Source organism: Rhizobium sp. KNZ14-9A (genome assembly GCF_056755015.1).
On the sequence record NZ_JBPGXB010000002.1, the window covers coordinates 759838 to 783358 of the forward strand.

Annotated in this window: 25 protein-coding genes; 10 read left to right on the forward strand and 15 right to left on the reverse strand. The window is 60.9% G+C overall.

Going from position 1 to position 23521, the window contains the following annotated elements; genetic code table 11:
* The first annotated feature begins 126 nt into the window (after positions 1–126).
* On the forward strand, positions 127–378 hold the full coding sequence (locus tag ACR9ZQ_RS09880) for a DUF2164 domain-containing protein (RefSeq protein WP_037100225.1): 252 nt from the start codon (positions 127–129) through the stop codon (positions 376–378).
* Here the strand turns inward: ACR9ZQ_RS09880 and pncA are convergent, their stop codons facing one another.
* The 5 genes from pncA to ACR9ZQ_RS09905 all read right to left on the reverse strand — a co-directional run bounded on the left by pncA (position 379) and on the right by ACR9ZQ_RS09905 (position 5320).
* Positions 379–1005, reverse strand: a complete 627-nt coding sequence (pncA, locus tag ACR9ZQ_RS09885) for a bifunctional nicotinamidase/pyrazinamidase (protein WP_481427665.1) — start codon at positions 1003–1005, stop codon at positions 379–381.
* Between the two features lie 207 nt (positions 1006–1212).
* Positions 1213–1722, reverse strand: a complete 510-nt coding sequence (locus ACR9ZQ_RS09890; RefSeq protein ID WP_481427666.1) for a GNAT family N-acetyltransferase — start codon at positions 1720–1722, stop codon at positions 1213–1215.
* Positions 1719–2045, reverse strand: a complete 327-nt coding sequence (locus ACR9ZQ_RS09895) for a hypothetical protein (protein ID WP_481427667.1) — start codon at positions 2043–2045, stop codon at positions 1719–1721. The genes ACR9ZQ_RS09890 and ACR9ZQ_RS09895 overlap by 4 nt, the downstream gene beginning before the upstream one ends.
* A 120-nt stretch (positions 2046–2165) precedes the next feature.
* Positions 2166–2663, reverse strand: a complete 498-nt coding sequence (locus tag ACR9ZQ_RS09900) for an EF-hand domain-containing protein (protein WP_481427668.1) — start codon at positions 2661–2663, stop codon at positions 2166–2168.
* 161 nt (positions 2664–2824) lie between these two features.
* Positions 2825–5320 carry an ATP-dependent helicase gene (locus ACR9ZQ_RS09905; RefSeq protein WP_481427669.1) on the reverse strand — a complete coding sequence of 832 codons (2496 nt, stop codon included), beginning with the start codon at positions 5318–5320 and terminating at the stop codon, positions 2825–2827.
* Between ACR9ZQ_RS09905 and ACR9ZQ_RS09910 the strand changes: the two genes are divergently transcribed.
* Positions 5319–5756, forward strand: coding sequence for a hypothetical protein (locus tag ACR9ZQ_RS09910; RefSeq protein WP_310389387.1), 438 nt, complete (start codon positions 5319–5321; stop codon positions 5754–5756). The genes ACR9ZQ_RS09905 and ACR9ZQ_RS09910 overlap by 2 nt on opposite strands.
* A 9-nt stretch (positions 5757–5765) precedes the next feature.
* On the opposite strand, the gene ACR9ZQ_RS09915 is transcribed toward ACR9ZQ_RS09910, so the two are convergent.
* The 7 genes from ACR9ZQ_RS09915 to ACR9ZQ_RS09945 form a co-directional block, all read right to left on the reverse strand.
* Complete coding sequence (locus tag ACR9ZQ_RS09915; RefSeq protein ID WP_481427670.1) at positions 5766–6443, reverse strand: YoaK family protein; 678 nt, start codon at positions 6441–6443, stop codon at positions 5766–5768.
* Between the two features lie 27 nt (positions 6444–6470).
* Positions 6471–7352 (reverse strand): VOC family protein, encoded by an 882-nt coding sequence (locus ACR9ZQ_RS09920; RefSeq protein WP_481427671.1) that lies wholly within the window; start codon positions 7350–7352, stop codon positions 6471–6473.
* A gap of 40 nt (positions 7353–7392) precedes the next feature.
* Positions 7393–8214 (reverse strand): alpha/beta fold hydrolase, encoded by an 822-nt coding sequence (locus ACR9ZQ_RS09925; protein WP_007814395.1) that lies wholly within the window; start codon positions 8212–8214, stop codon positions 7393–7395.
* 129 nt (positions 8215–8343) lie between these two features.
* Positions 8344–8772, reverse strand: a complete 429-nt coding sequence (locus tag ACR9ZQ_RS09930; protein ID WP_481427672.1) for a DoxX family protein — start codon at positions 8770–8772, stop codon at positions 8344–8346.
* Between the two features lie 11 nt (positions 8773–8783).
* Entirely contained in the window at positions 8784–10670 is a 1887-nt protein-coding gene (locus tag ACR9ZQ_RS09935) for an amidohydrolase (protein WP_481427673.1), read from the reverse strand.
* A gap of 28 nt (positions 10671–10698) precedes the next feature.
* On the reverse strand, positions 10699–10968 hold the full coding sequence (locus tag ACR9ZQ_RS09940; RefSeq protein ID WP_007814401.1) for a XapX domain-containing protein: 270 nt from the start codon (positions 10966–10968) through the stop codon (positions 10699–10701).
* Positions 10969–11037: 69 nt separating this feature from the next.
* On the reverse strand, positions 11038–11727 hold the full coding sequence (locus ACR9ZQ_RS09945) for a hydrolase (protein WP_481427674.1): 690 nt from the start codon (positions 11725–11727) through the stop codon (positions 11038–11040).
* 334 nt (positions 11728–12061) lie between these two features.
* Between ACR9ZQ_RS09945 and ACR9ZQ_RS09950 the strand changes: the two genes are divergently transcribed.
* From ACR9ZQ_RS09950 to ACR9ZQ_RS09970, 5 genes are all read left to right on the forward strand, one after another.
* Complete coding sequence (locus tag ACR9ZQ_RS09950; RefSeq protein ID WP_310389398.1) at positions 12062–12544, forward strand: VOC family protein; 483 nt, start codon at positions 12062–12064, stop codon at positions 12542–12544.
* Between the two features lie 187 nt (positions 12545–12731).
* Positions 12732–13520, forward strand: coding sequence for a helix-turn-helix domain-containing protein (locus tag ACR9ZQ_RS09955; protein ID WP_481427675.1), 789 nt, complete (start codon positions 12732–12734; stop codon positions 13518–13520).
* A 250-nt stretch (positions 13521–13770) separates the two neighbouring features.
* A complete protein-coding gene (locus tag ACR9ZQ_RS09960) occupies positions 13771–14976 on the forward strand; it encodes an efflux RND transporter periplasmic adaptor subunit (protein WP_481427676.1) in 1206 nt (401 codons plus the stop codon).
* On the forward strand, positions 14973–18128 hold the full coding sequence (locus tag ACR9ZQ_RS09965; protein ID WP_481427677.1) for an efflux RND transporter permease subunit: 3156 nt from the start codon (positions 14973–14975) through the stop codon (positions 18126–18128). Before ACR9ZQ_RS09960 ends, ACR9ZQ_RS09965 begins: the two co-directional genes overlap by 4 nt.
* Positions 18129–18411: 283 nt before the next feature.
* On the forward strand, positions 18412–19410 hold the full coding sequence (locus ACR9ZQ_RS09970; protein WP_481427678.1) for a flagellin N-terminal helical domain-containing protein: 999 nt from the start codon (positions 18412–18414) through the stop codon (positions 19408–19410).
* 65 nt (positions 19411–19475) lie between these two features.
* Here the strand turns inward: ACR9ZQ_RS09970 and ACR9ZQ_RS09975 are convergent, their stop codons facing one another.
* Complete coding sequence (locus ACR9ZQ_RS09975) at positions 19476–20069, reverse strand: NADPH-dependent FMN reductase (RefSeq protein ID WP_439015905.1); 594 nt, start codon at positions 20067–20069, stop codon at positions 19476–19478.
* A 77-nt stretch (positions 20070–20146) separates the two neighbouring features.
* On the opposite strand from ACR9ZQ_RS09975, the gene ACR9ZQ_RS09980 reads away from it, so the two are divergent.
* Positions 20147–20557 (forward strand): winged helix-turn-helix transcriptional regulator, encoded by a 411-nt coding sequence (locus ACR9ZQ_RS09980; RefSeq protein ID WP_310389410.1) that lies wholly within the window; start codon positions 20147–20149, stop codon positions 20555–20557.
* Between the two features lie 164 nt (positions 20558–20721).
* On the forward strand, positions 20722–21387 hold the full coding sequence (locus ACR9ZQ_RS09985) for a YiaD family glycine zipper/OmpA-like lipoprotein (RefSeq protein ID WP_113325510.1): 666 nt from the start codon (positions 20722–20724) through the stop codon (positions 21385–21387).
* Positions 21388–21453: 66 nt separating this feature from the next.
* Here the strand turns inward: ACR9ZQ_RS09985 and ACR9ZQ_RS09990 are convergent, their stop codons facing one another.
* Positions 21454–21861, reverse strand: a complete 408-nt coding sequence (locus tag ACR9ZQ_RS09990; protein ID WP_207242733.1) for a DUF2000 family protein — start codon at positions 21859–21861, stop codon at positions 21454–21456.
* A 33-nt stretch (positions 21862–21894) separates the two neighbouring features.
* Between ACR9ZQ_RS09990 and ACR9ZQ_RS09995 the strand changes: the two genes are divergently transcribed.
* Positions 21895–22809, forward strand: a complete 915-nt coding sequence (locus ACR9ZQ_RS09995) for an AraC family transcriptional regulator (RefSeq protein ID WP_481427679.1) — start codon at positions 21895–21897, stop codon at positions 22807–22809.
* Here the strand turns inward: ACR9ZQ_RS09995 and ACR9ZQ_RS10000 are convergent.
* Positions 22804–23511, reverse strand: a complete 708-nt coding sequence (locus ACR9ZQ_RS10000; RefSeq protein ID WP_481429291.1) for a helix-turn-helix transcriptional regulator — start codon at positions 23509–23511, stop codon at positions 22804–22806. The two genes, ACR9ZQ_RS09995 and ACR9ZQ_RS10000, sit on opposite strands and share 6 nt — an antisense overlap.
* Between the last annotated feature and the right edge of the window lie 10 nt (positions 23512–23521).

A 23521-nucleotide genomic window follows, 5' to 3' on the forward strand; every position in this document is an offset into this window, starting at 1 on the left:
GTCCTGTTGGAATTGAAATTTCCCTCTATGGTGTCTCACCTGCTGCGGCAATTGAATTTCCTTGATTCATCAATCGATTTTGCTGAAGCGTTACCGGTTTACGTCACCGGCAAGGCGAGGGAGACAATGAAGAAGATCGAATTTACAAAAGAGGAAAAAGCGGAAATCGTTTCGCGCATCCGGCAATATTTCGACCGTGAGCTCGATCCGATCGGCGCGCTGCCGGCCGAATTCCTGCTCGACTTCTTCGCCGAGAAGATCGGACCCTATTTCTATAATCGCGGCTTGAGAGATGCCCACGCCGCCTTCCTGAAGAAGATGGAGGATTTCGGAGAGGAGATCTATCTCTTGGAGCGCGAAGGCGAAAAGAACGGCTGATTAGGCAGCCAGAATATCGGCGCTGTTGACGATCTCAATGCCGTTCTGGCGCATCTCGTCGATGGCCGCGGCGACACCTTCGGGCGTTATGCCACGGCTCGCGTCCTCGATGAAGCGGACCTTGATGCCAGGGATCAGCTCCAGCGCATCGAGCGCAGAGAATTTTACGCAATAATCCGTCGCAAGCCCGCAGACGTCGAGTTCGGTGACGCCCTGATCCACCAGGAAATCGGCAAGGCCGGTCACGGCATACTGATCGTTGTCGCGGAAGGCGGAGTAGCTGTCGACGTTCTTGTTCTCGCCCTTCTGCTGGATGAGGTCGATTTGGGCAGAGTGGAGCTCGGGGTGCAGCTCGGCGTCGCGCGTATGTTGCACGCAGTGATCCGGCCACAACATCTGCGGCTTGCCGGAGAGTTCGCCCATTTCGAAAGGGTTCTTGTCGGGATGGGAGGAGGCGAAGCTTCCGTGGTCCGCCGGGTGCCAGTCCTGTGAGGCGACTATGAGATCGTATTTGCCGCTGTCGATGAGGTTGTTGGCGACGGGAACGACTTCATGGCCATCGAGAACCGGCAGGTTGCCTCCGGGACAGAAGCCATTCTGAATATCGACCAGCAGCAACGCCTTCATCAAGCTATCCCTTACGCATACCGCCCTGCAAAATGCCGACCGGTGCCAGCACAATCAACTAGTGGATTTCCGGGGGGCAAGGCGCAAGTGCTATTTCTCGTATCGAGAGTGGCAAATGGCTGCATCAACGTATTTTTCTGCTACCGTTCGCGTTATACGCGAAAGCGGCAAGTATTTCGCGTTTTATATTAGGATTTATGCATGCAGCTATGGAGTTGGATGCCTGAAGACCAGATCGTCGGGATCGCCGTCCTGGCGCGCCGCCGTTATATCCGGCACGGCGCCCAGCCGCTCGGCGAGCCGGATCGACCTCACATTGGGAGGAGCAATATAGCTCACCAGGGTCTTCAGGCCACGCACCGTAAAGGCCCAGTGACGCAAGGCAACGGCTGCCTCATAGGCGTAACCCTTGCCCTCGGCTTGCGGATAGACCAGCCAGCCTAGTTCCTTCTCGGGAAAAAGCGGGCCGTGATTGATGCCGACCTGGCCGAGGCATTGTCCCGTGGCGCGATCCTCCATCATCAGGGCACCGTGGCCCATCAGCGCCCATAGGGCGACGTCATGGCAGAACATGCCCCAGGCGGCTTTGGTCGAATGCGGGCCGCCCATATAGAGCGCGCGATCGGAGATCATCAGCGCATGATAATCCGGCCAATCTTCCATCACGGGAGGCCGCAGGATCAGGCGCTCGGTTTGAAGTGTTGGTATAACCGTCATCGGATATCTCTTATGTCGTTGGATTTGGTTCGAAGATATGCGGCTATCGCGTCGGCGGTTCGAACCGATGCGCCGTAAATCGCACCGTTAACAGATCCCAGCCCCATGTTTATGACGGTGATGTCATCGAGGTAAGCCGCGACTGCCTCCTGTGAAGCGCCCTGAGGAACCATGCCAGCAGCGTGGAGGAGACAGGAATCGTATTCATCGGCTGCAGCAGTACGCCAGGCTGGATCGTCCGTTTGCCTGATACCAACAGGATCCCAATGATCCCAGCCGATCTGGCGCAAGACGTTCATTTCGGTTGTTGAATGATCAGTCATGCCGGCAACCTCTCCGATAAATCAAGCCAGCACAAGCGGCTAGCGAAGGGAGGTTGTCTTTGCGACTGAGGAAAGCGCATTGCCTGTTCAGCGAGGCTCCCCCGGCGGAGCCTCATTGCATCAGGCCGTCTGGTCGTTGTCGCCGGCGGCGACGGGCGAGGTGCCGTAGGTCGCCTGGTATGCGCGAAGTGCAGTCTGCATGTCGGTGAGGACCTTGGCCATCAGGCCGCTGTCATCATCGTCACCGCCAGCAGCGGCAATTTTCTGCGGGTCGGCGGCAAGGAGTTCCGACGTGGTCAATTTGCCGTCGCCGTTCGAATCCAGGGCAGAGAGTGCACCCTTGGAGCCGTCACCATCGGCATCGGTGCCGGACTGGCCGTCGCTGTCATCGGTCTTCTGGAGCGAGAGCATGAGCGCCAGAATATCAGCTGCGATCTTCTGGACGACATCGGAGCCGGAGGAATTGTCATCGCCGGCGGACGAGGTGCTGGCTGTTGAGGATTGGGAAGCGGCGGCGAGCTCGTCTGCCGAGACGACGCCGTCACCGTTCTTGTCGAGTGGGTTGAGGGGGGCTTGATACTGGGTCAGCGTGCTGCCCAGGGCTGAAACACTGGTCACTTGAACCTCCTTTGAAGGTCTTGTGAGGCCTGCCTTTCATGGGCGGGCAATGACCGGGCTAGGCTGATTTGCGAGTTGGGTCAAAGCGGCGTTTTGTCATCTGGAGAAGCGCGTGCGGCTGGGCCTGTGATTCCTGGCGAAGCGCCAAGGCAGTGGAGCGGTCAGACCCGCTCCACAAAGCCGTCGAGCACACGCTTCTGGCCGGCGCGGTCGAAGTCGATCGTCAGCTTGTTGCCTTCGATGCCGGAGATGGAGCCGTTGCCGAATTTGATGTGGAAGACGCGGTCGCCGAGTGCGAAGCGCGAGGGTTCGGTCGCGGTGGATTTCGCCACCAGTTCGCCCTCGATGGTGCGGCCGCGCGGGCCGCTTTCACCGTAGCCGATGCGCTCCACGGCATGGCCGGAGCGGCTGCCCCAGTTATCGCGGGTGGCGTCGGTCTTGTTTTGCTGGGCGCGTTTCCAGCCGGGCGTGGAATAGGAATTGGAGAAGGGATCGGCCTTGTCGAAGCGCGACTGGCCATAACCGCCACCGCGGCCGTAGCCACCGTAATTCTGCTCCATCTCGGCGACTTCCACATGGGTCTCCGGCAGTTCGTCGAGGAAGCGCGAGGGAATGGTCGATTGCCAGAGACCGTGGATGCGGCGGTTGGAGACGAACCAGATGTGGCAGCGGTGCTTGGCGCGGGTGATGCCGACATAGGCAAGGCGACGTTCTTCTTCGAGGCCGGCGCGGCCGGATTCATCGAGGGAGCGCTGATGCGGGAAGAGGCCTTCCTCCCAGCCGGGCAGGAAGACGGTGTCGAATTCCAGGCCCTTGGCTGAATGCAGCGTCATGATGGAGACGGCGTCGAGATTTTCGTTCGTCTCGGCATCCATGACGAGGGAGACGTGCTCCAGAAATCCACGCAAGGATTCGAAGCTATCCATGGAGCGGATGAGTTCCTTGAGGTTTTCAAGGCGACCCGGTGCTTCGGCGCTCTTGTCGTTCTTCCACATATCCGTATAGCCGGACTCTTCGAGGATCTGCTCGGCAAGCTCGGTATGTGGTGTGTTTTCAAGCAGTTCCTGCCATCGGCGGAAAGATTGAATCACGTCGAAAAGGGCTTTGCGGGCCTTGGGCTTCAGCTCGTCCGTCTCGATCATGTCGGCGGCGGCCGCGAGCATCGGGATATCGCGGGCGCGGGCATAATCGTGGAGTGCGCGCACCGTCGTATCACCGAGGCCGCGCTTCGGCGTGTTGATGATGCGCTCGAAGGCGAGGTCGTCGGCAGGCTGTGCGACCAGGCGGAAATAGGCCATGGCATCGCGGATTTCGAGGCGCTCGTAGAAGCGCGGGCCGCCGATGACGCGGTAGTTCAGGCCGAGGGTGACAAAGCGGTCTTCGAATTCGCGCATCTGGAAGGAGGCGCGCACGAGGATCGCCATGTCGTTCAGCAGATGCTTCTTGCCGTCGGCATCGCCGCGTTGCAGGCGCTCGATTTCCTCGCCGATGGCACGTGCCTCTTCCTCGGAATCCCAGGAGGCGTGAACCTGCACCTTGGCGTCGTCAGGGTCGGAGCGATCGGTGAAGAGCGTCTTTCCGAGGCGGCCTTCATTGTGGGTGATGAGATGGGCGGCAGCACCGAGGATATGGGCGGTCGAGCGGTAGTTGCGTTCCAGCTTGATCACCTTGGCGCCGGGAAAATCCTTCTCGAAGCGCAGGATATTGTCCACTTCCGCGCCGCGCCAGCCATAGATCGACTGGTCGTCGTCGCCGACGCAGCAGACATTCTGCGGCTCGCCCTTGGGCCGCTGGGCAAGAAGCCGCAGCCACATATATTGAGCGGTGTTGGTGTCCTGATACTCGTCTACGAGGATGTAGCGGAACTTCTGGTGATATTCCTTAAGCAGATCGGGCTGCTTGCGGAAGATCGCGATCGGATGCATCAGCAGATCGCCGAAATCGCAGGCGTTCAGCGTCGACAGGCGGTTCTGATAGGCGAAATAGAGATCGCGGCCGCGGCCATTGGCGAAGGCACGCGCATCGCCTTCCGGAATATCGGCGGGGCCGAGGCCCTTGTTTTTCCAGGTATCGATCATGCCGGCGAATTGCTTGGCCGGCCAGCGCTTGTCGTCGAGGCCTTCGGCCTGGATGATCTGCTTGATAAGGCGGATCACATCGTCGGTATCGAGGATGGTGAAATCGGAGCGCAGGCCGACGAGTTCGGCGTGGCGGCGCAGAAGCTTGACGCCGATCGAGTGGAAAGTGCCGAGCCAGGGCATGCCTTCGACGGCACCGCCGACGAGAAGCGCAATGCGCTCCTTCATCTCGCGGGCGGCCTTGTTGGTGAAGGTCACGGCGAGGATCTGCGAGGGGAAGGCGCGGCCGGTCTGAAGGATATGGGCAATGCGCGTGGTCAGAACACGCGTCTTGCCGGTGCCGGCGCCGGCGAGCACGAGGACCGGGCCTTCGAGTGTCTCGACCGCTTCGCGCTGTTCCGGGTTGAGACCGGTGAGATAATCGGGGCGACCGCCATCACGAGCCGCCATGGCGCGGGCGGCAATGCCGCCGCCGGCAGCGGGCGCCCTTGGGACAGGTGCTGCAGGCTGCTGCGGCTTGCGCGGCGCATCGCCCGGCTCCTCGTCGAAGAAGGGCATATCGTCGAAACTATTGCTCATGCCGCGTAATGTAGTGATTCGGGAAGGAAAGACCAGAAAGTTGTTCTGCTTTCATTCCCGGGCGCTCAGCTATCCTCAGGCGGTTTGCTTGGCTTGGTCCGAAGCCTGCCTTGGAGTTGTGGTCACCCCGCACCTCAACTATGGTTTCGCTAGCTGCCGGGAGAGCCATATGCATATCATCGCCATTCTTGCCAACCTGATCCTCTTGATCATCGTCGCGATGTTGGTCGCAGGGAATGGCTTGCCGGATGGTGCGGGTTTCGGAATCTTCGTCGCTGCCATTGCGGCCCCCGCATTGAGCACGATCGCCTTGGTGCGACGCAATGGGTCAATTTCCGAACTCATTTCCCTTGAGATACAGGCGCGGAAGATCACGCTTCGACAGCGCATTGCCGAGGCTGAGGCCAGGATGGCCGGCAATGACACCAGCGGCTAAGGGCTGCTCCTAAGCGGCCTGCGGGCCAGCGAAGGCAAAGCAGACCGAGACGAGCGCAAAGAGCGGCGGCAGGGCGAAGCACCATGTGCCAACGGTCGCGTAAAGCAGGGCGGCAAGGCCGCAGCCGAGCGCGAAGGCAAAAACGGCGACCGCCATGCGCGACAGGCGGCTCTTTACCGGTTTTGCCTGATCGCCGGCGCTGCCATGGGCGAGGTCGGCAAGGTCGATCATGATCTGCGTCGTGGTGCCGGTCATCAGCGTGCTCGGCGGTGAGGCGCCGAGATGGATGCGGTGAGCGGCGTTCTGGATCGCCATGGCGATGACGAGCAGCATGCCGGTCGCGACCAGCGGCAGGCCATCCGGATTGGCAAAGGGCGCAAGCCAGATGGCGCAGGCGCCGCCGGCAATCAGGAAGAGAAGCTTGATCACGAGCAGGATGCGCAAGCCCTTCTCATCGCCTGGCGGCACATTGTGGGTGAGGTAGCGCAGCAGGAGAATCGTCAGGCAGAAGACCGGCAGCGCCAGCAACTTGGCGATGATGCCAGACGTGCCGTGAGTGAGCGCTGCGCCAAGCGTCACGAAGTTGCCGGTGACATGGGCGGGGAAGAGGCCGCCAAGCGCCAGGAAGCCGGCTGTATCTACATAACCGCCGGTCAGGCTCAGGAGCACGGGCAGGGCTGGGCGCATTGTTTTTTCCTCTATGAATTCGTTTGCCTAGTGTGCCGCGACGGCGTGGATTTCGGCAATATAGCCGCCTGGGAATTCCACCATGGCGGCGCGGCGATCGCCGGACTGGTAGGGTTCGACGAGAATTTCAGCGCCGCTCTCCTTAGCCTTCGCAAGAGTGGCGTCAAGATCGGCGGTCTCATAGCCGGTCATTTCGCGGCCATAGGGGAAAGGCAGCTGGCCATCGGTGACGAGCACGGTCATGCGGCCGAAGACGGATTCGATGCGCAGGCGGTGAAAGGCCTTGTCCGGCAGGCCAATCTCGGCGCCGGGCGCCTTCTCGTCGTCGGAGACGACCTTGCCATGCGAGAAGGCGAGAAAGGCATGGGTGAAGGCGGCCACGCGGTCGGCGGATACGTAGACGCGGTTTTCCGGGATGGTCGTGAAGGCCGGATAGTTTGGCGTGGTCGTGTGCCAATAGAGCTGCATGTTGACACCGCCCGGCCACTGGATGACGGCATCGCGGCCGATCGGATCCGGGAAGGCGGAGACGATGACATCGGCGCCGGCGGCCTTTGCCGCGGCTATGGCCTTGTCGAGATCGGTGACGAGATAGCCTGATCGTTCAGCACCGAACGGATAGGGGATCGGCGTCTTGAAGCCGAAGAGCGAGATAGTACCGACGGGTGTCTGCAGAAGCTGCGACGTCGTGCTGCTCGGCGTCGGGGTGACGGTTGCCGTTACCTGCTTGGTGCTGGTGCCGCCGAAAGTGGCGAGGAAGCTTTTGGCGAAGGCGTCCACGTCGCCGGGGGCAACATAGACATGGGTCGTATCATATTGCGCGCCGACGCCGAATTGCGGCGAGGCGGCATAGGCCGGGGCACCGGCTAGGCCGAGAAGGGCAACAAGGGCTAACGATAGACGAAGCATTGCGTGATCTCCTTCGGCCTGGCCGGCCGCTACTCCCGGTTTACGCCTTGATGAAGGCGAGAACGTCGGCGTTGAACTTGTCGGCTTCGGTCTGGGCGAGGCCATGCGGGGCGCCCGGATAGACCTTCAGCGTGCCGTTCTTCAGAAGCTTGATGCCCTTTTCGGCGGCAGCCTGGATCGGCACGATCTGGTCGGCATCGCCATGGATGAGGAGCGCCGGAACGTCGATCTTCTTCAGGTCGTCGCTGTAATCGACCTCGGAGAATTCGCGGATGCAATCGTAGTGGCCCTTGATGCCTCCGGCCATGCCCATCAGCCAGAAGGTTTCGCGCAGGCCTTCATTGACCTTGGCGCCATCGCGGTTGAAGCCGTAGAAGGGCATGGTGAGGTCGCGGTAGAACTGCGAGCGGTCGCCGGCCGTGCCCTTGCGGATGCCGTCGAAGACTTCGATCGGCAAGCCTTCGGGATTGGCAGGCGTCTTCAGCATCAGCGGCGGAACGGCGCCGACGAGCACGACCTTGGCGACGCGGCTGGTGCCATGGCGGCCGATATAATGGGCGACTTCGCCGCCGCCGGTGGAATGGCCGATCATGATGAGGTTCTTCAGATCGAGCTTCTCGATGAGCTCGGCGAGGTCATCGGCATACTGGTCCATATTGTTGCCGTTCCACGGCTGCGAGGACTTGCCGTGGCCGCGGCGGTCGTGGGCGATGACGCGGTAGCCCTGCTGGGCGAAATAGAGCATCTGCACTTCCCATGCGTCGCCCGAGAGCGGCCAACCGTGGGAGAAGAGGATCGGCTGGCCGTTGCCCCAATCCTGATAGTAAATCGTCGTTCCGTCTTTGGTTGTGATCGTCGGCATTGAACTTGTCCTATGCTGAGGTTGGCAGGATCTACGCCCTGGGGGCGGATGGTTTGCACCGCGGTGCTGACAGGGTCAGGAAGCATTTTTGCAATGGTCAGCGGAAGTGATGCTTAGGTGCAGGTTGCCCTATGCTTTTTCCCTGAGATCGAGCCAGGCGACGAGCAGGAAGCCGCCGACGAGGCCCAGATGTTCGAAGAAGGAATTGGCGGCCATGAAGCGTTCCATTCCATCAGGCAATTCCCAGAAACGCAGGGCGAGGAAGGTGGCCATCAGTGTGAAGCCACCGAGGGCGAGTGCGCCCAGCCAACGGAAAAAGCCGGTAAGAATCATGAGTGAGGCGACAAGCTCCAGGATGATGACGAATACCGCAAAGAGCGGGGCAGGCGAGAGACCGAAATGCGTCATCTCACCGATCGCGGCCGGAAAGTCCGTGAGCTTGTTGAGGCCGCCCTGCAGATAGGCGGCGCAGAGGCCGAGGTAGGCGATGAACCGCATGAAGGCGGCGCCGAAAAGAGGGCGGGCGAGGGACGCAAATCGGATTTCAAGGGCATGCATGGCATCGATCCTCAGACGGCCCAGCAGGCGCAGCCGAGCGCACCCCAGAAGCTCTTGAGATCGGAGACCGGTGCCTTCGAACCCCAGGCATTGGCGTGGGCATGGCCGTGGACATTGCAATCATTGGCGCAGCCGCAGGCGGAAATCAGCTGGCGGTGCAACGAGTTCTTGCCGGCGCCCTCAGGCTCACCCCAGGCGGCATATCCACCGAAGGCGCGTACCGGCGACCAGTCGGGCATGGCGGGCGGAACCGGGTTATCATCGAGCTCGGCGAAGTGGCCCGCGCCATAGACGATCTTGCCGCCGACCATGGTCAGCTCCGACGTAAGGAAGGATATTTCCTCTTCGGCGCAGGCAAAGAAATCCTTGTCCGGCACGATGAGATCGGCGAACTGGCCTTTCTCGATGCGGCCCTTCTTGCCTTCCTCGTTGGAGAACCAGGTGACGTTTTCGGTCCACATGCGCAGCGCCGTTTCGCGGTCCAGGCAGTTCCGGCGCGGATAGATCGCCATGCCGCCGACGGTGCGGCCTGTGATCATCCAGGAGAGCGACACCCAGGGATTATAGGAGGCAACGCGGGTGGCATCGGTGCCGGCGGAAACCTTGACGCCTTTTTCCAGCATGCGGGCGACGGGTGGGGTGGCCTCGGCAGCCCCCACGCCGTAGCGCTCGACGAAATATTCGCCCTGATAGGCCATGCGGTGCTGCACGGCGATGCCGCCGCCGAGTGCGGCGATACGGTCGATCGACTGCTCGGAAATCGTCTCTGCATGGTCGAAGAACCAGTTGAGGCCTTCGAGCGGGATATCCTGATTGACTTTCTCGAAGACGTCGAGCGCGCGGCTGATCGTCTCGTCATAGGTGGCGTGCAGGCGCCAGGGCCAGCGGTTTTCGGCGAGTACGCGCACGACCTCTTCCAGCTCGCCTTCCATTTCCGGCGGCATATCGGGGCGCGGCTGGCGGAAATCCTCGAAATCGGCAGCGGAAAAGACCAGCATTTCGCCGGCGCCGTTGTGGCGGAAGTAATCTGTGCCCTGCTTGTATTTCACCGAAGCCGTCCAGTTCAGGAAGTCTTCCTTCTCCTGCTTGGGCTTCTGGGTAAAGAGATTATAGGCGAGGCGGACGGTCATCTGGCCGTCATCGGCAAGCTTCTGGATGACGGCATAGTCATCAGGATAGTTCTGGAAGCCGCCACCGGCATCGATGACGCCTGTTACGCCGAGGCGGTTCAGTTCGCGCATGAAGTGGCGGGTGGAATTGACCTGATAGTCGAAGGGCAGTTTCGGACCCTTGGCGAGCGTCGAATAGAGAATACCGGCATTCGGTTTGGCAAGCAGCAGGCCGGTCGGGTTGCCTTGGGCATCGCGGGTGATCTCGCCGCCGGGCGGGTTTGGCGTATCCTTCGTATAGCCGACGGCGCGAAGGGCTGCGCCATTCAGCAGGGCACGATCATAGAGATGCAGGATGAAGACCGGGGTGTCGGGCGCGACCGCGTTGATCTCGTCGGTGGTCGGCAGGCGCTTCTCGGTGAACTGATGCTCGGTGAAACCGCCGACGATTCGCACCCATTGCGGTGCAGGTGTGATCGCCACCTGGCGCTTCAGCATGTTCATCGCGTCGGCGAGCGAGCGCACACCATCCCAGCGCAGCTCCATGTTGAAGTTCAGACCGCCTCTGATGACGTGCGTGTGGTTATCGATCAGGCCCGGAAGAACACGTTTGCCTTTGAGATCGACCACCTTGGTGTCCGGCCCCTTGAGCGCCATGATCTCGGCATCGTGGCCGACGGCGAGGAACCTGCCGTCCTTGACGGCGACGGCGCTGGCGGTCGGATTGGAGCGGTCGAGCGTGGTGATCAGCCCGTGATGCAGGATCAGGTCGGCGGTTGCGTTTTCCATAATCTTCGTCCTCGAGCGAGAGCAGGTATCAGACCTTGTCGGAAGGCTTGATGTCGGCGGGATTTGTGCCCTTGGGCAAATGGCCGAACATGTGTGGCTTGATCTGATGCAGCCACGAGACTGCGGCCGGCTCTTTGTTGATAATCGTCTTGGCGAAGGGAATGATCTGTTCGCCGACAAGGATGCCCAGCAGACCGACAAGCGCGATCACAGGAGGAGCCGGCGAACGAACGTTCAGGAGGCTGTAGACAATGCCAACGAGAAGGCCGGCGCCGAGGGAGAGGAGATAGATTTTCATTTGGGGCCTCGATTCATTTCGGCATGCAACAACGAGGAAGCGGCGATGAAGCCGCTCCCTCGCGAGAACTCACTTGGCCGGGTTCGGGCCAATGCGCTTGCCATGCGTGACGCGCTCGGGTGCCTTGTGGACATGGGTATAGGCGTAATCGACGCCCATGCCGTAAGCGCCGGAATGTTCCTTCACGATGGAGGTGACGGCCTCATAGGTTTCGCGGCGGGCCCAGTCGCGCTGCCATTCCAGCAGCACCTGCTGCCAGGTGACGGGAACGCAGCCAGCCTGGACCATGCGGTCCATCGCATATTTGTGGGCATCGGCGGAGGTGCCGCCTGAGGCATCGGCGACCATGTAGATCTCGTAATCGGTGTCGTGCATGCAGGAGAGTGCAAAGGTGGTGTTGCAGACCTCGGTCCAGAGGCCTGACACGACGACCTTCTTGCGGCCGTTGGCGGCGTTCTTCGCCAGCGCGTCGCGAACGTTCTGATCGTCCCACGAGTTCATCGAGGAGCGTTCGAGAATTGTGTTTTCGGGGAAGACAGCGAGCAGTTCCGGATAGGTGTGGCCCGAGAAGGCTTCGGTCTCGACCGTGGTGATGGTGGTCGGCACCTTGAAGGTTTTGGCAGCCTTGGCGAGGCCGACGACGTTGTTCTTCAGCGTTTGACGGTCGATGGACTGGACACCGAAGGCCATCTGCGGCTGCTGGTCGATGAAGATCAGCTGGCTGTTCTGCGGCGTGAGGACTTCAAGATATCTGGACATTGGTCGTTCTCCCTGGTTATGAGGCCTTAAAGGCAAGAAACGTGTTGCCGACATACGTCCCTGAAGGTCGTCGGTCGGCATTGCTTCCCCGCAAGAGCGAGGCCGCGTATTGGCGCGAACCTACTTGGCAAAAACCAATTCCGATTGTTTGTTCTCACCCTCTTTTGTCGAAAATTGCTCTGACCTGCAGGGCCGTGTTGAGGCTTCGGAAAACCGAAAAACGGGAGGCCGAAAAAGAGAGCCGGTAAAAATTCTCGTACTCCGCTGTCGGGATGGGCACGGCTCACACGTCTTAGCCATGAACGGAGACCAACAGACCGAAGGAGGACGTTTCATGGTCAAGGTCATTTCACATCTCTGGTTTGCAGAAAGCGCTCGCGAGGCGGTCGAATTCTATGTCTCGCTCGTGCCCAATTCCGCGATTGGCGAGATCACCACCGTGCCGGCGGAAACGCCGAGCGGCCCTCCGGGCAGCGTCGAGATTGTCCAGTTTACGCTCGGCGGCCAGAATTTCGTCGCCATGCGGGCCGGGCCGTTCGAACCGTTCAACCATGCCTACTCCGTGCAGGTCATCTGCGAAGATCAGGCGGAGGTCGACCGCATCTGGGATGGCTTCCTTGCCAACGGGGGCACGGCAGAACAATGCGGCTGGCTCAGGGATCGCTGGGGTCTTTCCTGGCAGATCGTGCCCAAGGTGCTGACGGAGATGATGAGCGGTACGCGCAAGGGCAATGCCAAGAAGATGACCGAGGCGATGCTGCAGATGGTCAAGCTCGACATCGCAACGCTTGAGAAGGCGTTTCAGGAAGCCGCTTGATCTTTCGGGAAACGGTATGACGGACGGCAGTCTCGGGAAGGGGCTGTCGTTTCGATTCCGTCAGTGGTTTTTGAGGGGAAATCATGTAATTGTGATGGCGGGGGGTAATTCGAAAACGGGGGTGATTGAATTGGCGTCTCGGCCAAAGATTTCATTGCTTCAAGCCGGTGCGGTCTCGATCGTGCGCATGCGCAGCAATAGCGCCGACCATGACGAAAGCGGGCCGATTCCCCAGGCGGAGGCTTTCAGCGTCATCGCTCAGTTGAAACCTTTCGACAATCATCGCCTCTGGCGCCGAGGCAAGCTCGTCCATGACGGCGGCCATCCGGCAGGCGCGCTGGCGATCACCGATCTCGGGGAAGAATGGCGCTGCCATCATCGCTCCTCCTTCGACAATATGCGCTTCAATATATCCCGGCAGGGGCTTTCCGATTTCAGCTATGAGGCAGGGCGCTCGGGTTTTAACGGGCTCGATTGCGGGCAGGGGCAGCTCGATCCTGTCGTCCAGGGGCTTGCCATGGCGCTTCTGCCGGCGCTCAGCCAGCCGGCACATGCGAGCGCGCTCTTCATCGATCACATTCTCCTGGCGCTGCAGGCGCACCTGGTGACGCGTTACGGCAAGGTCAATCTGCCTGCAGAGCGTAGCGGCGGGCTTTCAGGGCGCCAGCTCAACATGGCGACGGCGTTCCTCGCCTCGCTGACGGCGCGGGAGGCGACGATATCGGATGTCGCGGCGCAATGCGGGCTCTCGACCAGCTATTTCATCCGCGCCTTCAAGAAATCGACGGGCCGCACGCCGCATCGCTGGCTGATGGAATATCGGGCGGAGAAGGCGCGGCAGATGCTGCTGGGCATGGCTTCCATCGCCGAGATCGCCGTCGCCTGCGGCTTTGCCGACCAGAGCCATCTCACGCGTATCTTCACCGCACTCAATGGAATTTCGCCTGGAACATGGCGGCGGGAGCGGCGTATTTAGAGCATTGCGCAGTTCCGGACGCAAAACCGCTGCACACTTTTGCTGGAACTGCTCCAGCGTCGCTCAAGTAAAAGTGAGTGGACGGGTTATTTTCAAAGTTTGCTGACATTACAAATCCGTAATGACGGGTGGTTACGCTTGCTGCCGGCCGGGGGAAGGTGCGATATTGTCGCACCAGGCGGGACTTGTCGTCCCGCACGCCTCTTTCGACCGACCCTGGAGCTAACCTCGAGTCCCTCCGGAGACGTGAATGCCCTTTTGGAAGCAGTTTGCACTTTGCATCGTCGTCATTTTGGCCGGCTTTGCCGCCTGGGTTTACTTTGTGCCCGGCGCCGGCGAGACGATGCGCAATGCTGGTGTTCCCGACAACATCGTTTCCAGGATCGCGCCGAAGGGCGAGGAGGCAGCCGAAGCCGGCGCGCAGCAGGCTCAAGGTGGTCAGGGTCAGGGGCAGAACCGCCGCAACGGTGGTGGTGGCGGCGGCGGACGCAATGCTGCCGTGCTCGTTGTCACCCAGGCCGTGGTACAGGGCGTCGTCAATGATCGGCTAAATGCGATCGGCACAGGTGATGCGATCCGCTCCGTTGCGGTTACGCCGCAGGCGACGGGTACGATCCGCGAAATCCTCATCAAATCAGGCGATATGGTCAAGCAGGGCCAGGTTCTCGCCAAGCTCGACAGCGAAGAGCAGGTGATTGCCCAGGGGCAGGCACAGGTGGCGCTGAACAGTGCGCTTGAGAAGTCCAACCTCTACCACAGCATCAAGTCCAGCGTTTCGCGCATGGACGTCTTTGATTCCGAGATCGCCGAGCAGAATGCGCGGCTGCAGCTGCAGGCTGCCGAGCTCAATCTTACGCGCCGCAACATCGTGGCGCCGATCGACGGTATTGTCGGCATCGTGCCGGTCAATATCGGCGACAATGTCACGACCTCGACGCCGATCGTGACGCTGGACGACCGCACTGAAATCCTCGTCGACTACTGGGTGCCGGAGCGTTTCGCCAATACCGTTTCCGTCGGCCAGACGGTCGAGGCAACGTCTGTGGCGCGGCCGGGCAAGGTCTTCTCTGGCGTGCTGGAAGCGGTCGACAACCGCATCAATTCGGCAAGCCGCACGCTGCGTCTGCGGGGGCGGATCGACAACGGCTCGGACGAACTGCGCGCCGGTATGTCCTTTTCGGTCAGCATGAAGTTTGCCGGTGATAAATATCCGGCCGTCAACCCGCTCTCTGTGCAGTGGGATGCTCAGGGCTCCTTCGTCTGGCAGGTGACCGACGACAAGTCGCACAAGGTGCGGGTCACGGTCGTGCAGCGCAATCCGGATTATGTGCTTGTTAAGGGCGAGCTGAAGGACGGCGATCTGATCGTTACCCAAGGCCTGCAGCGCGTGCGCGAGAACGGCGCGGTGCGGGTGGCAACCGATGTCGCCTCGAACGACAAGGTCGCCGCCCAATGAGCGTGACCGAGATCCACCACGGCAAACCGGAATCCAACAAGGCGACCTTCACCGCGCTTTTCGTGCGGCGGCCGATCCTGGCGCTGGTCTTCAACACGCTGATGGTGGTGGCGGGCCTTGCGGCCTATGTCGGCGTCGAAGTGCGCGAGCTGCCCGATGTCGACCGGCCGGTCGTGACCGTGCGCACCACCTTCGACGGTGCTTCGCCGCAGACGATTGACCAGGAACTGACCAAGGTCATCGAAGGTGCGGTCGCGCGCGTCAGCGGCCTCAAATCCATCTCCTCCAGTTCCCAGTTCGGCCAGAGCCGCGTGACGCTGGAATTTTCCGACTCCATCGATCTCGCCGTTGCCGCCAACGACGTGCGCGACGCGATCGGCCGTATCGCCCAGAACCTGCCCGACGAGGCGGATGCGCCGCAGATCGTCAAGGCGGATTCGGATTCTTCGGCGATCATGCGCCTCGCGGTGACGTCGGACACGCTCAACATGGACGACCTGACGTTGCTTGTCGAAAACGAGGTGGTCGATCGCCTGGCCTCCGTCGATGGCGTGGCCGATGTCGAAGAATACGGCGATCAGGAAAAGGTCTTCCGCGTCGACGTCGATCAGGGCGCGCTTGCAAGTCGCGGGCTGACCATCGGCGATCTCACCAAGGCGCTCGACAATGCCGCGCTCGACGTGCCGGCCGGTTCGCTGAAGAGCCCGATGCAGGATATCGTGGTGCGCGCCACCGCCAGCCTGCAGACACCCGAGGACTTCCAGAACGTCATCCTGCAACACAATGTGCGCCTGGGTGACGTTGCGACCGTGACACTCGGGCCGCGCGACGGCGAGACAGCACTGCGTTCCAACGGCAAGCCGGGCATCGGTCTCGGCATCATCCGCCAGGCGCAGTCGAATACGCTGAATATTTCCACCGGCATTCACGCTGCTGTCGACCAACTTTCGAAGACGCTGCCGAAGGGCACGACGATCGCGATCACCAGCGACGACGCCGTCTTCATTGAAGGTGCGATCCATGAAGTGGTGCTGGCGCTGCTGCTCTCGGCCGTCATCGTCACCGTCGTCATCTATCTCTTCCTGCGCGACTGGCGCGCGACGCTGATCCCGTCCGTTTCGATGCCGGTGGCGCTGATCGGCACGCTGGCGGCGATCTATATGGTCGGTTTCTCGATCAACATCCTGACGCTGCTGGCGATCGTTCTGGCGACCGGTCTCGTGGTCGATGACGCTATCGTCGTGCTCGAGAACATCGTGCGCCGTCGCTCCGAGGGTATGGGACCGCGCGCGGCTGCCGTGCTAGGCACGCGTGAGGTGTTCTTCGCCGTCATCGCGACGACGGCGACACTTGCCGCCGTCTTCATTCCGCTATCCTTCCTGCCGGGGCAGGTGGGCGGCCTGTTCCGCGAGTTCGGCTTCGTGCTGGCCTTCTCGGTCGGTCTGTCGTCGATCGTGGCGCTGACGCTGTGTCCGATGCTCGCCTCGCGCATGCTGACCAAGCCGATGATCGAGGATCACGGGTTGCTCGGCCGTTTCGGCGAGGCTTTCGCCCGCGTCTATAAATGGGGGCTGCATGCCTGCCTGAATGCGCCTATCGTCGTCATCGTCTTTTCGCTCATCTTCGGTGCCGCCGCCATTGTCGCTTTCGGCACGGTCAAGAGCGAGCTGACGCCGGAAGAAGACCGCGCCATGGTGCAGATGCGGCTGACGACGCCGCAGGGCTCCAGCCTCGAATATACGCGCGACAAGATGCAGCTCGTGGAGGAATACCTGCAGCCGCTGGTCGACAGCGGCGACATCAGGAACATCTTCTCGATTTCCGGCCAGGGCGGCTCTTCCAACAGCGGCTTCATGGTGCTGACCTTGGCGCCCTGGGGCGAGCGTCACCGCACGCAGGCCGATATCGTCCGCGATATCAACCAGGCGGCCTTCAAAGTGCCGGCGCTGCGCGGCAACGCGATTTCGTCGAACAGCCTGCGCATCCGCGGCGCCGGCAGCGGGTTGCAGATGGCGCTGATCGGCAATGACCATGAAGCGCTGACGGCGGCTGCCGCAAAGCTGGTGCAGCAACTCGACGCGAGTGGCCAGTACGATACGCCGCGCCTGACCAACGAACCGTCGCAGGCGCAGGTTTCCGTCGCCATCGACCGCGAACGGGCTTCCGATCTCGGTATCGACATTACCGGGCTTTCGACCGCTATCCAGTCGCTGCTTGAGGGACGTTCAGTGGTCGACGTCTTCGTCGGCGGCGAATCCTATCCGGTGCTCCTGACATCGACGATGCGGCCGATCGACGATCCGACCGATCTCGAAAATGTCTTCCTGAAGACCGGCGACGGCAAGATCGTGCCGATGTCGGTCATCGCCTCGCTGAAGGAAGGCTCGGTCGCCCCGCAGCTAAACCGTGAACAGCAGCTCGCCTCGGTGGCGATCACCGCTGGCCTGAAGGACGGCATGTCGCTCGGCGACGCTGTGAAGAACGTCACACAAATGGCAGCACCGCTCCTGCCGCCTGGAGCGCGCCTGCTGCCGCTCGCCGAAGCTGCGACACTGGAAGAGAATTCCAGCGGTATGGCGCTGACCTTCGGCTTTGCAATCGTCATCATTTTCCTGGTGCTCGCGGCACAGTTCGAAAGCGTGCTGTCGTCGCTGATCATCATGTCGACGGTGCCGCTCGGCCTTGCCTGCGCCGTCTTTGCGCTCATCATCACCGGCTCCAGCCTCAACATCTACAGCCAGATCGGTCTCGTGCTGCTTGTCGGCGTGATGGCGAAGAACGGCATCCTGATCGTGGAATTCGCCAATCAGCTGCGCGATCGCGGTGAGGATGTGCGCTCCTCCATCGAGAAGGCCTGTGCGCTTCGCCTGCGCCCGGTCATGATGACGATGATCGCGACCATTCTTGGGGGTGTTCCCTTGGTCTTTGCGCATGGCGCCGGTGCGGAAGCGCGCGTGGCGCTCGGCTGGGTCATCGTCGGCGGCCTTGGCTTTGCAACGCTGGTGACGCTGTTCATCACGCCCGTCGCCTATCTCCTGATTGCCCGCTTCGCCAAGCCGCATGCCCATGAGGAAGCGCGCCTGCACGAGGAAATGACGCATGCGACGCGTCCGAAGCCGAGCCCGGAAGAACAGCTTCAGGCTGCTGAGTAAGAGCGCGAACAAGCCTTTTTTAATACTTTCGGAAACGCCCGCCGGGTCTCTCCGGCGGGCGTTTTTATGGTGTATGAAGTCTTGTGAAATAAGATAAATTACTTCTGAACTTTAGCCGTTTTTTAAGCATAACCGGCAATGATTGCGATCAGTACCGGTCGGCCCTCCCCAGTTTTCCCGAGGGCTATTGCGCTGATTTTCCAGCGACGGCGGACATGAATGTTCGCTTGATTTCGGTACATCCTGTTCTGTTGCGTTCTGTTGTGTTTTTGGAGTTCGTACCGTGAGTATTTATCAGCGCACCTCCGTGGATGCGGCGCTTTATGTGCTGCGTGATATCAATCGAAATATGACGGTGACGCAGAACCATATCACGACGGGTCTGCGTGTTGAAAAATCCAGAGATAATGCCGCCTATTGGTCGGTCGCGACGACTGCGCGCCACGACAACAAGGCACTTTCCGCCGTTCAGGACGCTCTCGGCATGGCAGCTGCCACCATGGGAACGGCATCTGCCGGCGTCGACAGCGTCATCGACGTCGTCACCGAGATCAAGGCAAAGCTTGTCGCCGCAACTGAGCAGGGCGTGGACAAGACCAAGGTCGGTGAAGAACTCGAGCAGTTGAAGGCGCAGCTGCGCAGCGTTTCCGAGGGCGCAGGCTTCAACAACGACAACTGGATCATTCTCGACAATACCACGACGCCGACGCAGCCGCGTCAGATCCCGGCCTCCTTCATCCGTAATTCTGACGGTACGGTATCGGTCGGCATGCTGAGCTACCATATCGATATCCCGCCGAGCGGCGCGACCTCCTCCAAGGATGCACGCTATGTGATCGACGATCGGGCGGGCGGCACCGGCGAATATGGCGTGCTGACCTCCGCCTTCTTCGCAACCGAACTCGGCACCGCGCAGACCTGGGTGCTGACGAAAAGCAAGAACGGCAACACGGCCGGCCAGGTGGAAATCGGCCTGACGGCGAATACCAGCAAACAGGACCTGAACGAAATGATCAGCGTCGTCGATGGGGCGCTCGGACAGTTGACGACCGTCGGCTCGGCCTTCGGCGCACTGGAAAAGCGCATCAGCTTGCAGGACGAATTCGCCAAGAACCTGTCCGACAACATCACCGAAGGCATTGGTCGCCTTGTCGATGCCAATATGGAGGAGGAATTGAGCAAGCTCAGGGCGCTGCAGACCCAGCAGCAGCTCGGTCTGCAATCACTGAATATTGCAAACGCGTCCTACGATAAGGTTCGTCAGCTCTTCCAGAACTTCTAAGTCCCGAAGCAGCAACATAGCCGCGCGCCAAGCATGCTTGCCGCGCGGTTTTCTTTTCGGAAAGCTCAGGCTTCGGCTGCCTTTGCGGCCATCGTCGCCTTGGCCCACCAGACCAGTTCGTCGAGGGCCATCTTTGCCGTAGGCAGCAGGCTCGTCTCGATTTCCTCGATCGGCTTGTTGCCGAAAGCCGGATGAACAGCCATGAAATCGCCGCCGCCGATATGGACGGCAGCATGTGTGGACACCATCTGCAGTTCCACGCCGATTCCCCTGAGGTGTTCGACCGCACGCGTGGCGCCCGTGCCACCATAGCCGATGGCGGTGAATGGCTTGCGGTTCCATTCCTTATAGGCCTGATCGAGCGCGTTCTTCAGAGTCGCTGTTATCGAATGGTTGTATTCGGCGACCACGAAGATATAGCCGTCGAAACGGCCGACGGTTTCCTGCCAGCGGACCGCTTCGGGATTCTGGCTCGGCATCCACAGGTTTGATGCCATCTCGTCGAAGAAGGGGAGAGGATGATCGCGAAGGTCGATCAGTTCCACGTCGAAGTCATCACGTGCCTGAGCTTGTTTCAATATCCATTGTGCCGGGGCGTCGGCGAAACGGGTGGGGCGGGTGGAGCCGATAATAACGGCGATACGGGGCTTAGAATTCAAAGTAACCTCCTGTATGCTGGTTTCTTACGGTAACCAGATTACGAATGGTTTGCGTGGCCGCACAAGGAGGCACTTTGTTGAAACCAGATAACCATCAGGAAACCGCCCCCTGCGAGGAAGTCGATGGCTGCCAGCAAGTTCGCGCTTGCGATCACATCAGCCGCATGCTGGCGCGCATCAGCGACAAGTGGAGCCTGCTGGTGGTGCGCGTGCTGGGTCACGGGCCGCTGCGTTTCAACGCCTTGCGCCGCGAAGTCGGCGAGATCAGCCAGAAGGTCCTCGCATCGACATTGCGGGAGCTGGAGGAGAACGGCTTCGTTTCCCGGACCGTGACGCCCACCACGCCGCCGCAGGTCGAATATGCGCTGACGGATCTCGGCCGAGAGTTCCTGGATCCGGTTCGAGGGCTTGCCGAGTGGGTCGTCGCAAACTCCGCGCGCATGGACGAGGCGCGGGCGGCCTATGCCAGACGCCGCGGGCTCGACTGAGGCAGGCGCTGCGGTTTGTCAAGAAAGCTGGTGATATCGGCGCCCGGCTGCAACAGGCCGATGTTTTCCATGGGAAATTTAGCTTATCAGAATGGCATCTTCATCTTGTTGCCGCATTCCCTAATATCTGCTCGCACCAGCTTCGAACGGAGAACCTCCTGTCCATGATCAAGAAATTCATCCTTCTGGCCGTTGCGGCGAGTTACCTCTCAGCTTGCACGACGACCGATCCGTATACTGGTGAGCAGAAGGTATCCAATACCGCCGGCGGTGCTGCCCTTGGCGCGCTCGGCGGTGCTCTCGTCGGTGTCGCCGTTGGCGGTGGCGGCCATGGCAAGCGCAACGCGGCGCTGATCGGCGCCGGCATCGGCGCGCTCGCCGGCGGCGCGATCGGCAATTACATGGACCAGCAGGAAGCCGAGCTTCGCGCCCAGCTCGAAGGCACCGGCATCTCCGTTACCCGCCAGGGCGACAACATCATCCTCAACATGCCGTCGAACATCACCTTCGATATCGACCAGGATGCGGTGAAGCCCGGCTTCTATCCGACGCTGAATTCTGTCGCGATCGTGTTGCGCAAGTTCAACCGCACGCTCATCGACATCAACGGCCATACGGATTCCACTGGCAGCCTGCAGCATAACCAGGACCTGTCGCAGCGCCGCGCTCTGTCCGTTGCCGATTATCTCGGCGGCCAGGGCATCGACCAGCGCCGCGTTTCGGCCGTCGGCTACGGTCCGTCGCAGCCGGTTGCTTCCAATGCGACCGAAGCCGGTCGCGCCCAGAACCGCCGCGTCGAAATCCAGATTGCGCCGATCACCCAGGGCTGATCGGTTGCATCCAGACGACAAAAAGGCCGGGTCATTGCCCGGCCTTTTTGTTTCCGGCCGTTTGCCTCAATGCTGCATCGTCGCGCCCTTGGTGATCTTGTCGACGATCTTCTTGTCGGCGCGCAGCGCAATGCCGACGACCTTGGCATCATCGGGGGCGTATTCAGCGAAGACGGCGCGATTGGCCGCATCATGGCCGGTTGCAAACATTTCCTCGATGAAGATGGAGGAGGTCACGTCGCGCTCCAACGCGCGGCGGTGGATCGTGGATATCGTCGCTTCATCGGCCGACAAGACGATGATCGGCTGGATGGATAGCGGGTTGTAGAGATTGCCGGCACGATCCTTGTAGGGCTCGCCGATGATTTCCGGATATTGCCCGGCGATGCCTGTCGAAAGGAAGGCCGTGACATTCAGCTTCTGCCAGCCGGCAAGATTGTTTCGCAGGACGATCGCAATTTTGGTATCAAACATTCCAGTCTCTTTCATCAGGGTATCGGAAACGCATTGAGCCAGGATCTAACGCCGCAGGTCTTCGAGGGTCTTGAACGTTTGTGCGAGCCGCAAGGGGGCAGCGGCATACTGGCCGCGCCTGCCGGCAGCGGCATCCTGACTGCGCCGGCCTTTCCGGGCATCGAGCGTATCGAAGCGCAATTCTCAGGCAACGTCTTCGAGCCGCACCGGCACGATACCTATGCGCTCGGCGTCACCCTTCATGGTGTGCAGACCTTCACCTACCGCGGCGAGCGGCGCTTCAGCATGCCGGGGCAGGTGATCGTCCTGCATCCCGACGAGGAGCATGACGGCGGAGCGGCGACGGAGGCCGGGCTGCATTACCGCATGCTCTACATGGAGCCAGCGCTCCTGATGGAATGCCTTGAGGCGGAAAAGATCGGCCTTCCCTTCGTCGATCAGCCCGTGATTGCCGACGGCGCGCTGGCACAGGTGCTGCTCGCAGCACTCAGTGAACTCGACCGGGAGCTGGACGAACTTTTCGTCGACGATTTCGTCAGCCGCGTGGCGGGCGGGTTGTCGCGTCATTCGCAGGTACGCCGCCCGGCTCTCGGCGCCGTTGCCTGGAGGCAGGTGCGGGCGGCGCGCGATTATCTGGAGGCGCATGCATTGCGGCCAGTGCGCTCCGGCGAGCTGGAGAGCATTACCGGCCTCGACCGTTTCACCTTGTCACGGCATTTCCGTACGGCCTTTGCTACCAGCCCGCACCGCTACATGCTGATGCGGCGGCTGCAGCAGGCGAAGGCGCTGATGGGCGAGGGTGAGGGTTTCGCCGATGTGGCGGCGGCGACCGGTTTTGCCGACCAGGCGCATTTCATCCGGCACTTCAAGAAGGCCTATGGGGTGACGCCTGGACGATGGGTGGGGCTTCAGCGGACAGCGCAGGTCAGCAATGGCGGCGTATCATAACGCTTGGCGCGAACGGGAAAGTTCGGCTTCACGCCATTGCAGCCATTGCTGTCTCAATTTGCCTCTAGATAGGCCGATGGTTTCTTCGAGAACCTTGAGATCGAGAATGCGTTCGGTGCGAAAATGGCGAAAAGCCTGTTTCGATTCGCACCACGCAATCAAAAGACAGCGCGCATCCTCATAGCCGAGGAGCACCGGCCACACGATACGGCTGGTTACCGCGCCATTCGCGGCGCGATATTCAAGCTCAATCTTTCGCCCCTCCCTAATCGCCCGCCGGACTGGACGGCTGTCGAGCGTCAGGCTGTCCATCACCTTGCCAGGTTTCAGGCTGACCGAAGGTTCGGCAATGAAGGGAAGAAGGTGGTCCGGTACGGTTGATGCAATCTTTGCGATGACATCTCTGGCCGCAGCGTTGATGGCCGGGTCACCCAGCTTTGCCACCATCTGAACGCCCAGTAGAACAGCCTCGATTTCCTCTGCAGTCAGCATCAGCGGCGGCATATCGTATCGTGGGTCGAGGACGTAGCCAAAGCCAGCTTCCCCCTCGATGGGAACGCGCTGGCCAATCAGGTGGGCAATGTCACGATAGACGGTTCGTCGCGCGACCTCGAGTTCCTCTGCAAGCTGCGCCGAGGTGACCGGACGGTTTGATCTTCGAAGTATCTGGATGATCTGAAAAAGCCGTTCCGCTTTTCGCATGGCTGGTGAC

What these genes read in the sequence shown, in the direction of transcription:
- ACR9ZQ_RS09915 (WP_481427670.1), bottom strand. Translation starts at nt 6,443, where the DNA reads ATGCGCCCAGCCCTGCCCGTGCTCCTGAGCCTGACCGGCGGTTATGTA.
- ACR9ZQ_RS09910 (WP_310389387.1), top strand. Translation starts at nt 5,319, where the DNA reads ATGCCGCGTAATGTAGTGATTCGGGAAGGAAAGACCAGAAAGTTGTTC.
- ACR9ZQ_RS09950 (WP_310389398.1), top strand. Translation starts at nt 12,062, where the DNA reads ATGGTCAAGGTCATTTCACATCTCTGGTTTGCAGAAAGCGCTCGCGAG.
- ACR9ZQ_RS09965 (WP_481427677.1), top strand. Translation starts at nt 14,973, where the DNA reads ATGAGCGTGACCGAGATCCACCACGGCAAACCGGAATCCAACAAGGCG.
- ACR9ZQ_RS09985 (WP_113325510.1), top strand. Translation starts at nt 20,722, where the DNA reads ATGATCAAGAAATTCATCCTTCTGGCCGTTGCGGCGAGTTACCTCTCA.
- ACR9ZQ_RS09880 (WP_037100225.1), top strand. Translation starts at nt 127, where the DNA reads ATGAAGAAGATCGAATTTACAAAAGAGGAAAAAGCGGAAATCGTTTCG.
- ACR9ZQ_RS09935 (WP_481427673.1), bottom strand. Translation starts at nt 10,670, where the DNA reads ATGGAAAACGCAACCGCCGACCTGATCCTGCATCACGGGCTGATCACC.
- ACR9ZQ_RS09905 (WP_481427669.1), bottom strand. Translation starts at nt 5,320, where the DNA reads ATGAGCAATAGTTTCGACGATATGCCCTTCTTCGACGAGGAGCCGGGC.
- ACR9ZQ_RS10000 (WP_481429291.1), bottom strand. Translation starts at nt 23,511, where the DNA reads ATGCGAAAAGCGGAACGGCTTTTTCAGATCATCCAGATACTTCGAAGA.
- ACR9ZQ_RS09955 (WP_481427675.1), top strand. Translation starts at nt 12,732, where the DNA reads ATGCGCAGCAATAGCGCCGACCATGACGAAAGCGGGCCGATTCCCCAG.
- ACR9ZQ_RS09960 (WP_481427676.1), top strand. Translation starts at nt 13,771, where the DNA reads ATGCCCTTTTGGAAGCAGTTTGCACTTTGCATCGTCGTCATTTTGGCC.
- ACR9ZQ_RS09920 (WP_481427671.1), bottom strand. Translation starts at nt 7,352, where the DNA reads ATGCTTCGTCTATCGTTAGCCCTTGTTGCCCTTCTCGGCCTAGCCGGT.
- ACR9ZQ_RS09930 (WP_481427672.1), bottom strand. Translation starts at nt 8,772, where the DNA reads ATGCATGCCCTTGAAATCCGATTTGCGTCCCTCGCCCGCCCTCTTTTC.
- ACR9ZQ_RS09890 (WP_481427666.1), bottom strand. Translation starts at nt 1,722, where the DNA reads ATGACGGTTATACCAACACTTCAAACCGAGCGCCTGATCCTGCGGCCT.
- ACR9ZQ_RS09990 (WP_207242733.1), bottom strand. Translation starts at nt 21,861, where the DNA reads ATGTTTGATACCAAAATTGCGATCGTCCTGCGAAACAATCTTGCCGGC.
- pncA (WP_481427665.1), bottom strand. Translation starts at nt 1,005, where the DNA reads ATGAAGGCGTTGCTGCTGGTCGATATTCAGAATGGCTTCTGTCCCGGA.
- ACR9ZQ_RS09895 (WP_481427667.1), bottom strand. Translation starts at nt 2,045, where the DNA reads ATGACTGATCATTCAACAACCGAAATGAACGTCTTGCGCCAGATCGGC.
- ACR9ZQ_RS09940 (WP_007814401.1), bottom strand. Translation starts at nt 10,968, where the DNA reads ATGAAAATCTATCTCCTCTCCCTCGGCGCCGGCCTTCTCGTTGGCATT.
- ACR9ZQ_RS09945 (WP_481427674.1), bottom strand. Translation starts at nt 11,727, where the DNA reads ATGTCCAGATATCTTGAAGTCCTCACGCCGCAGAACAGCCAGCTGATC.
- ACR9ZQ_RS09925 (WP_007814395.1), bottom strand. Translation starts at nt 8,214, where the DNA reads ATGCCGACGATCACAACCAAAGACGGAACGACGATTTACTATCAGGAT.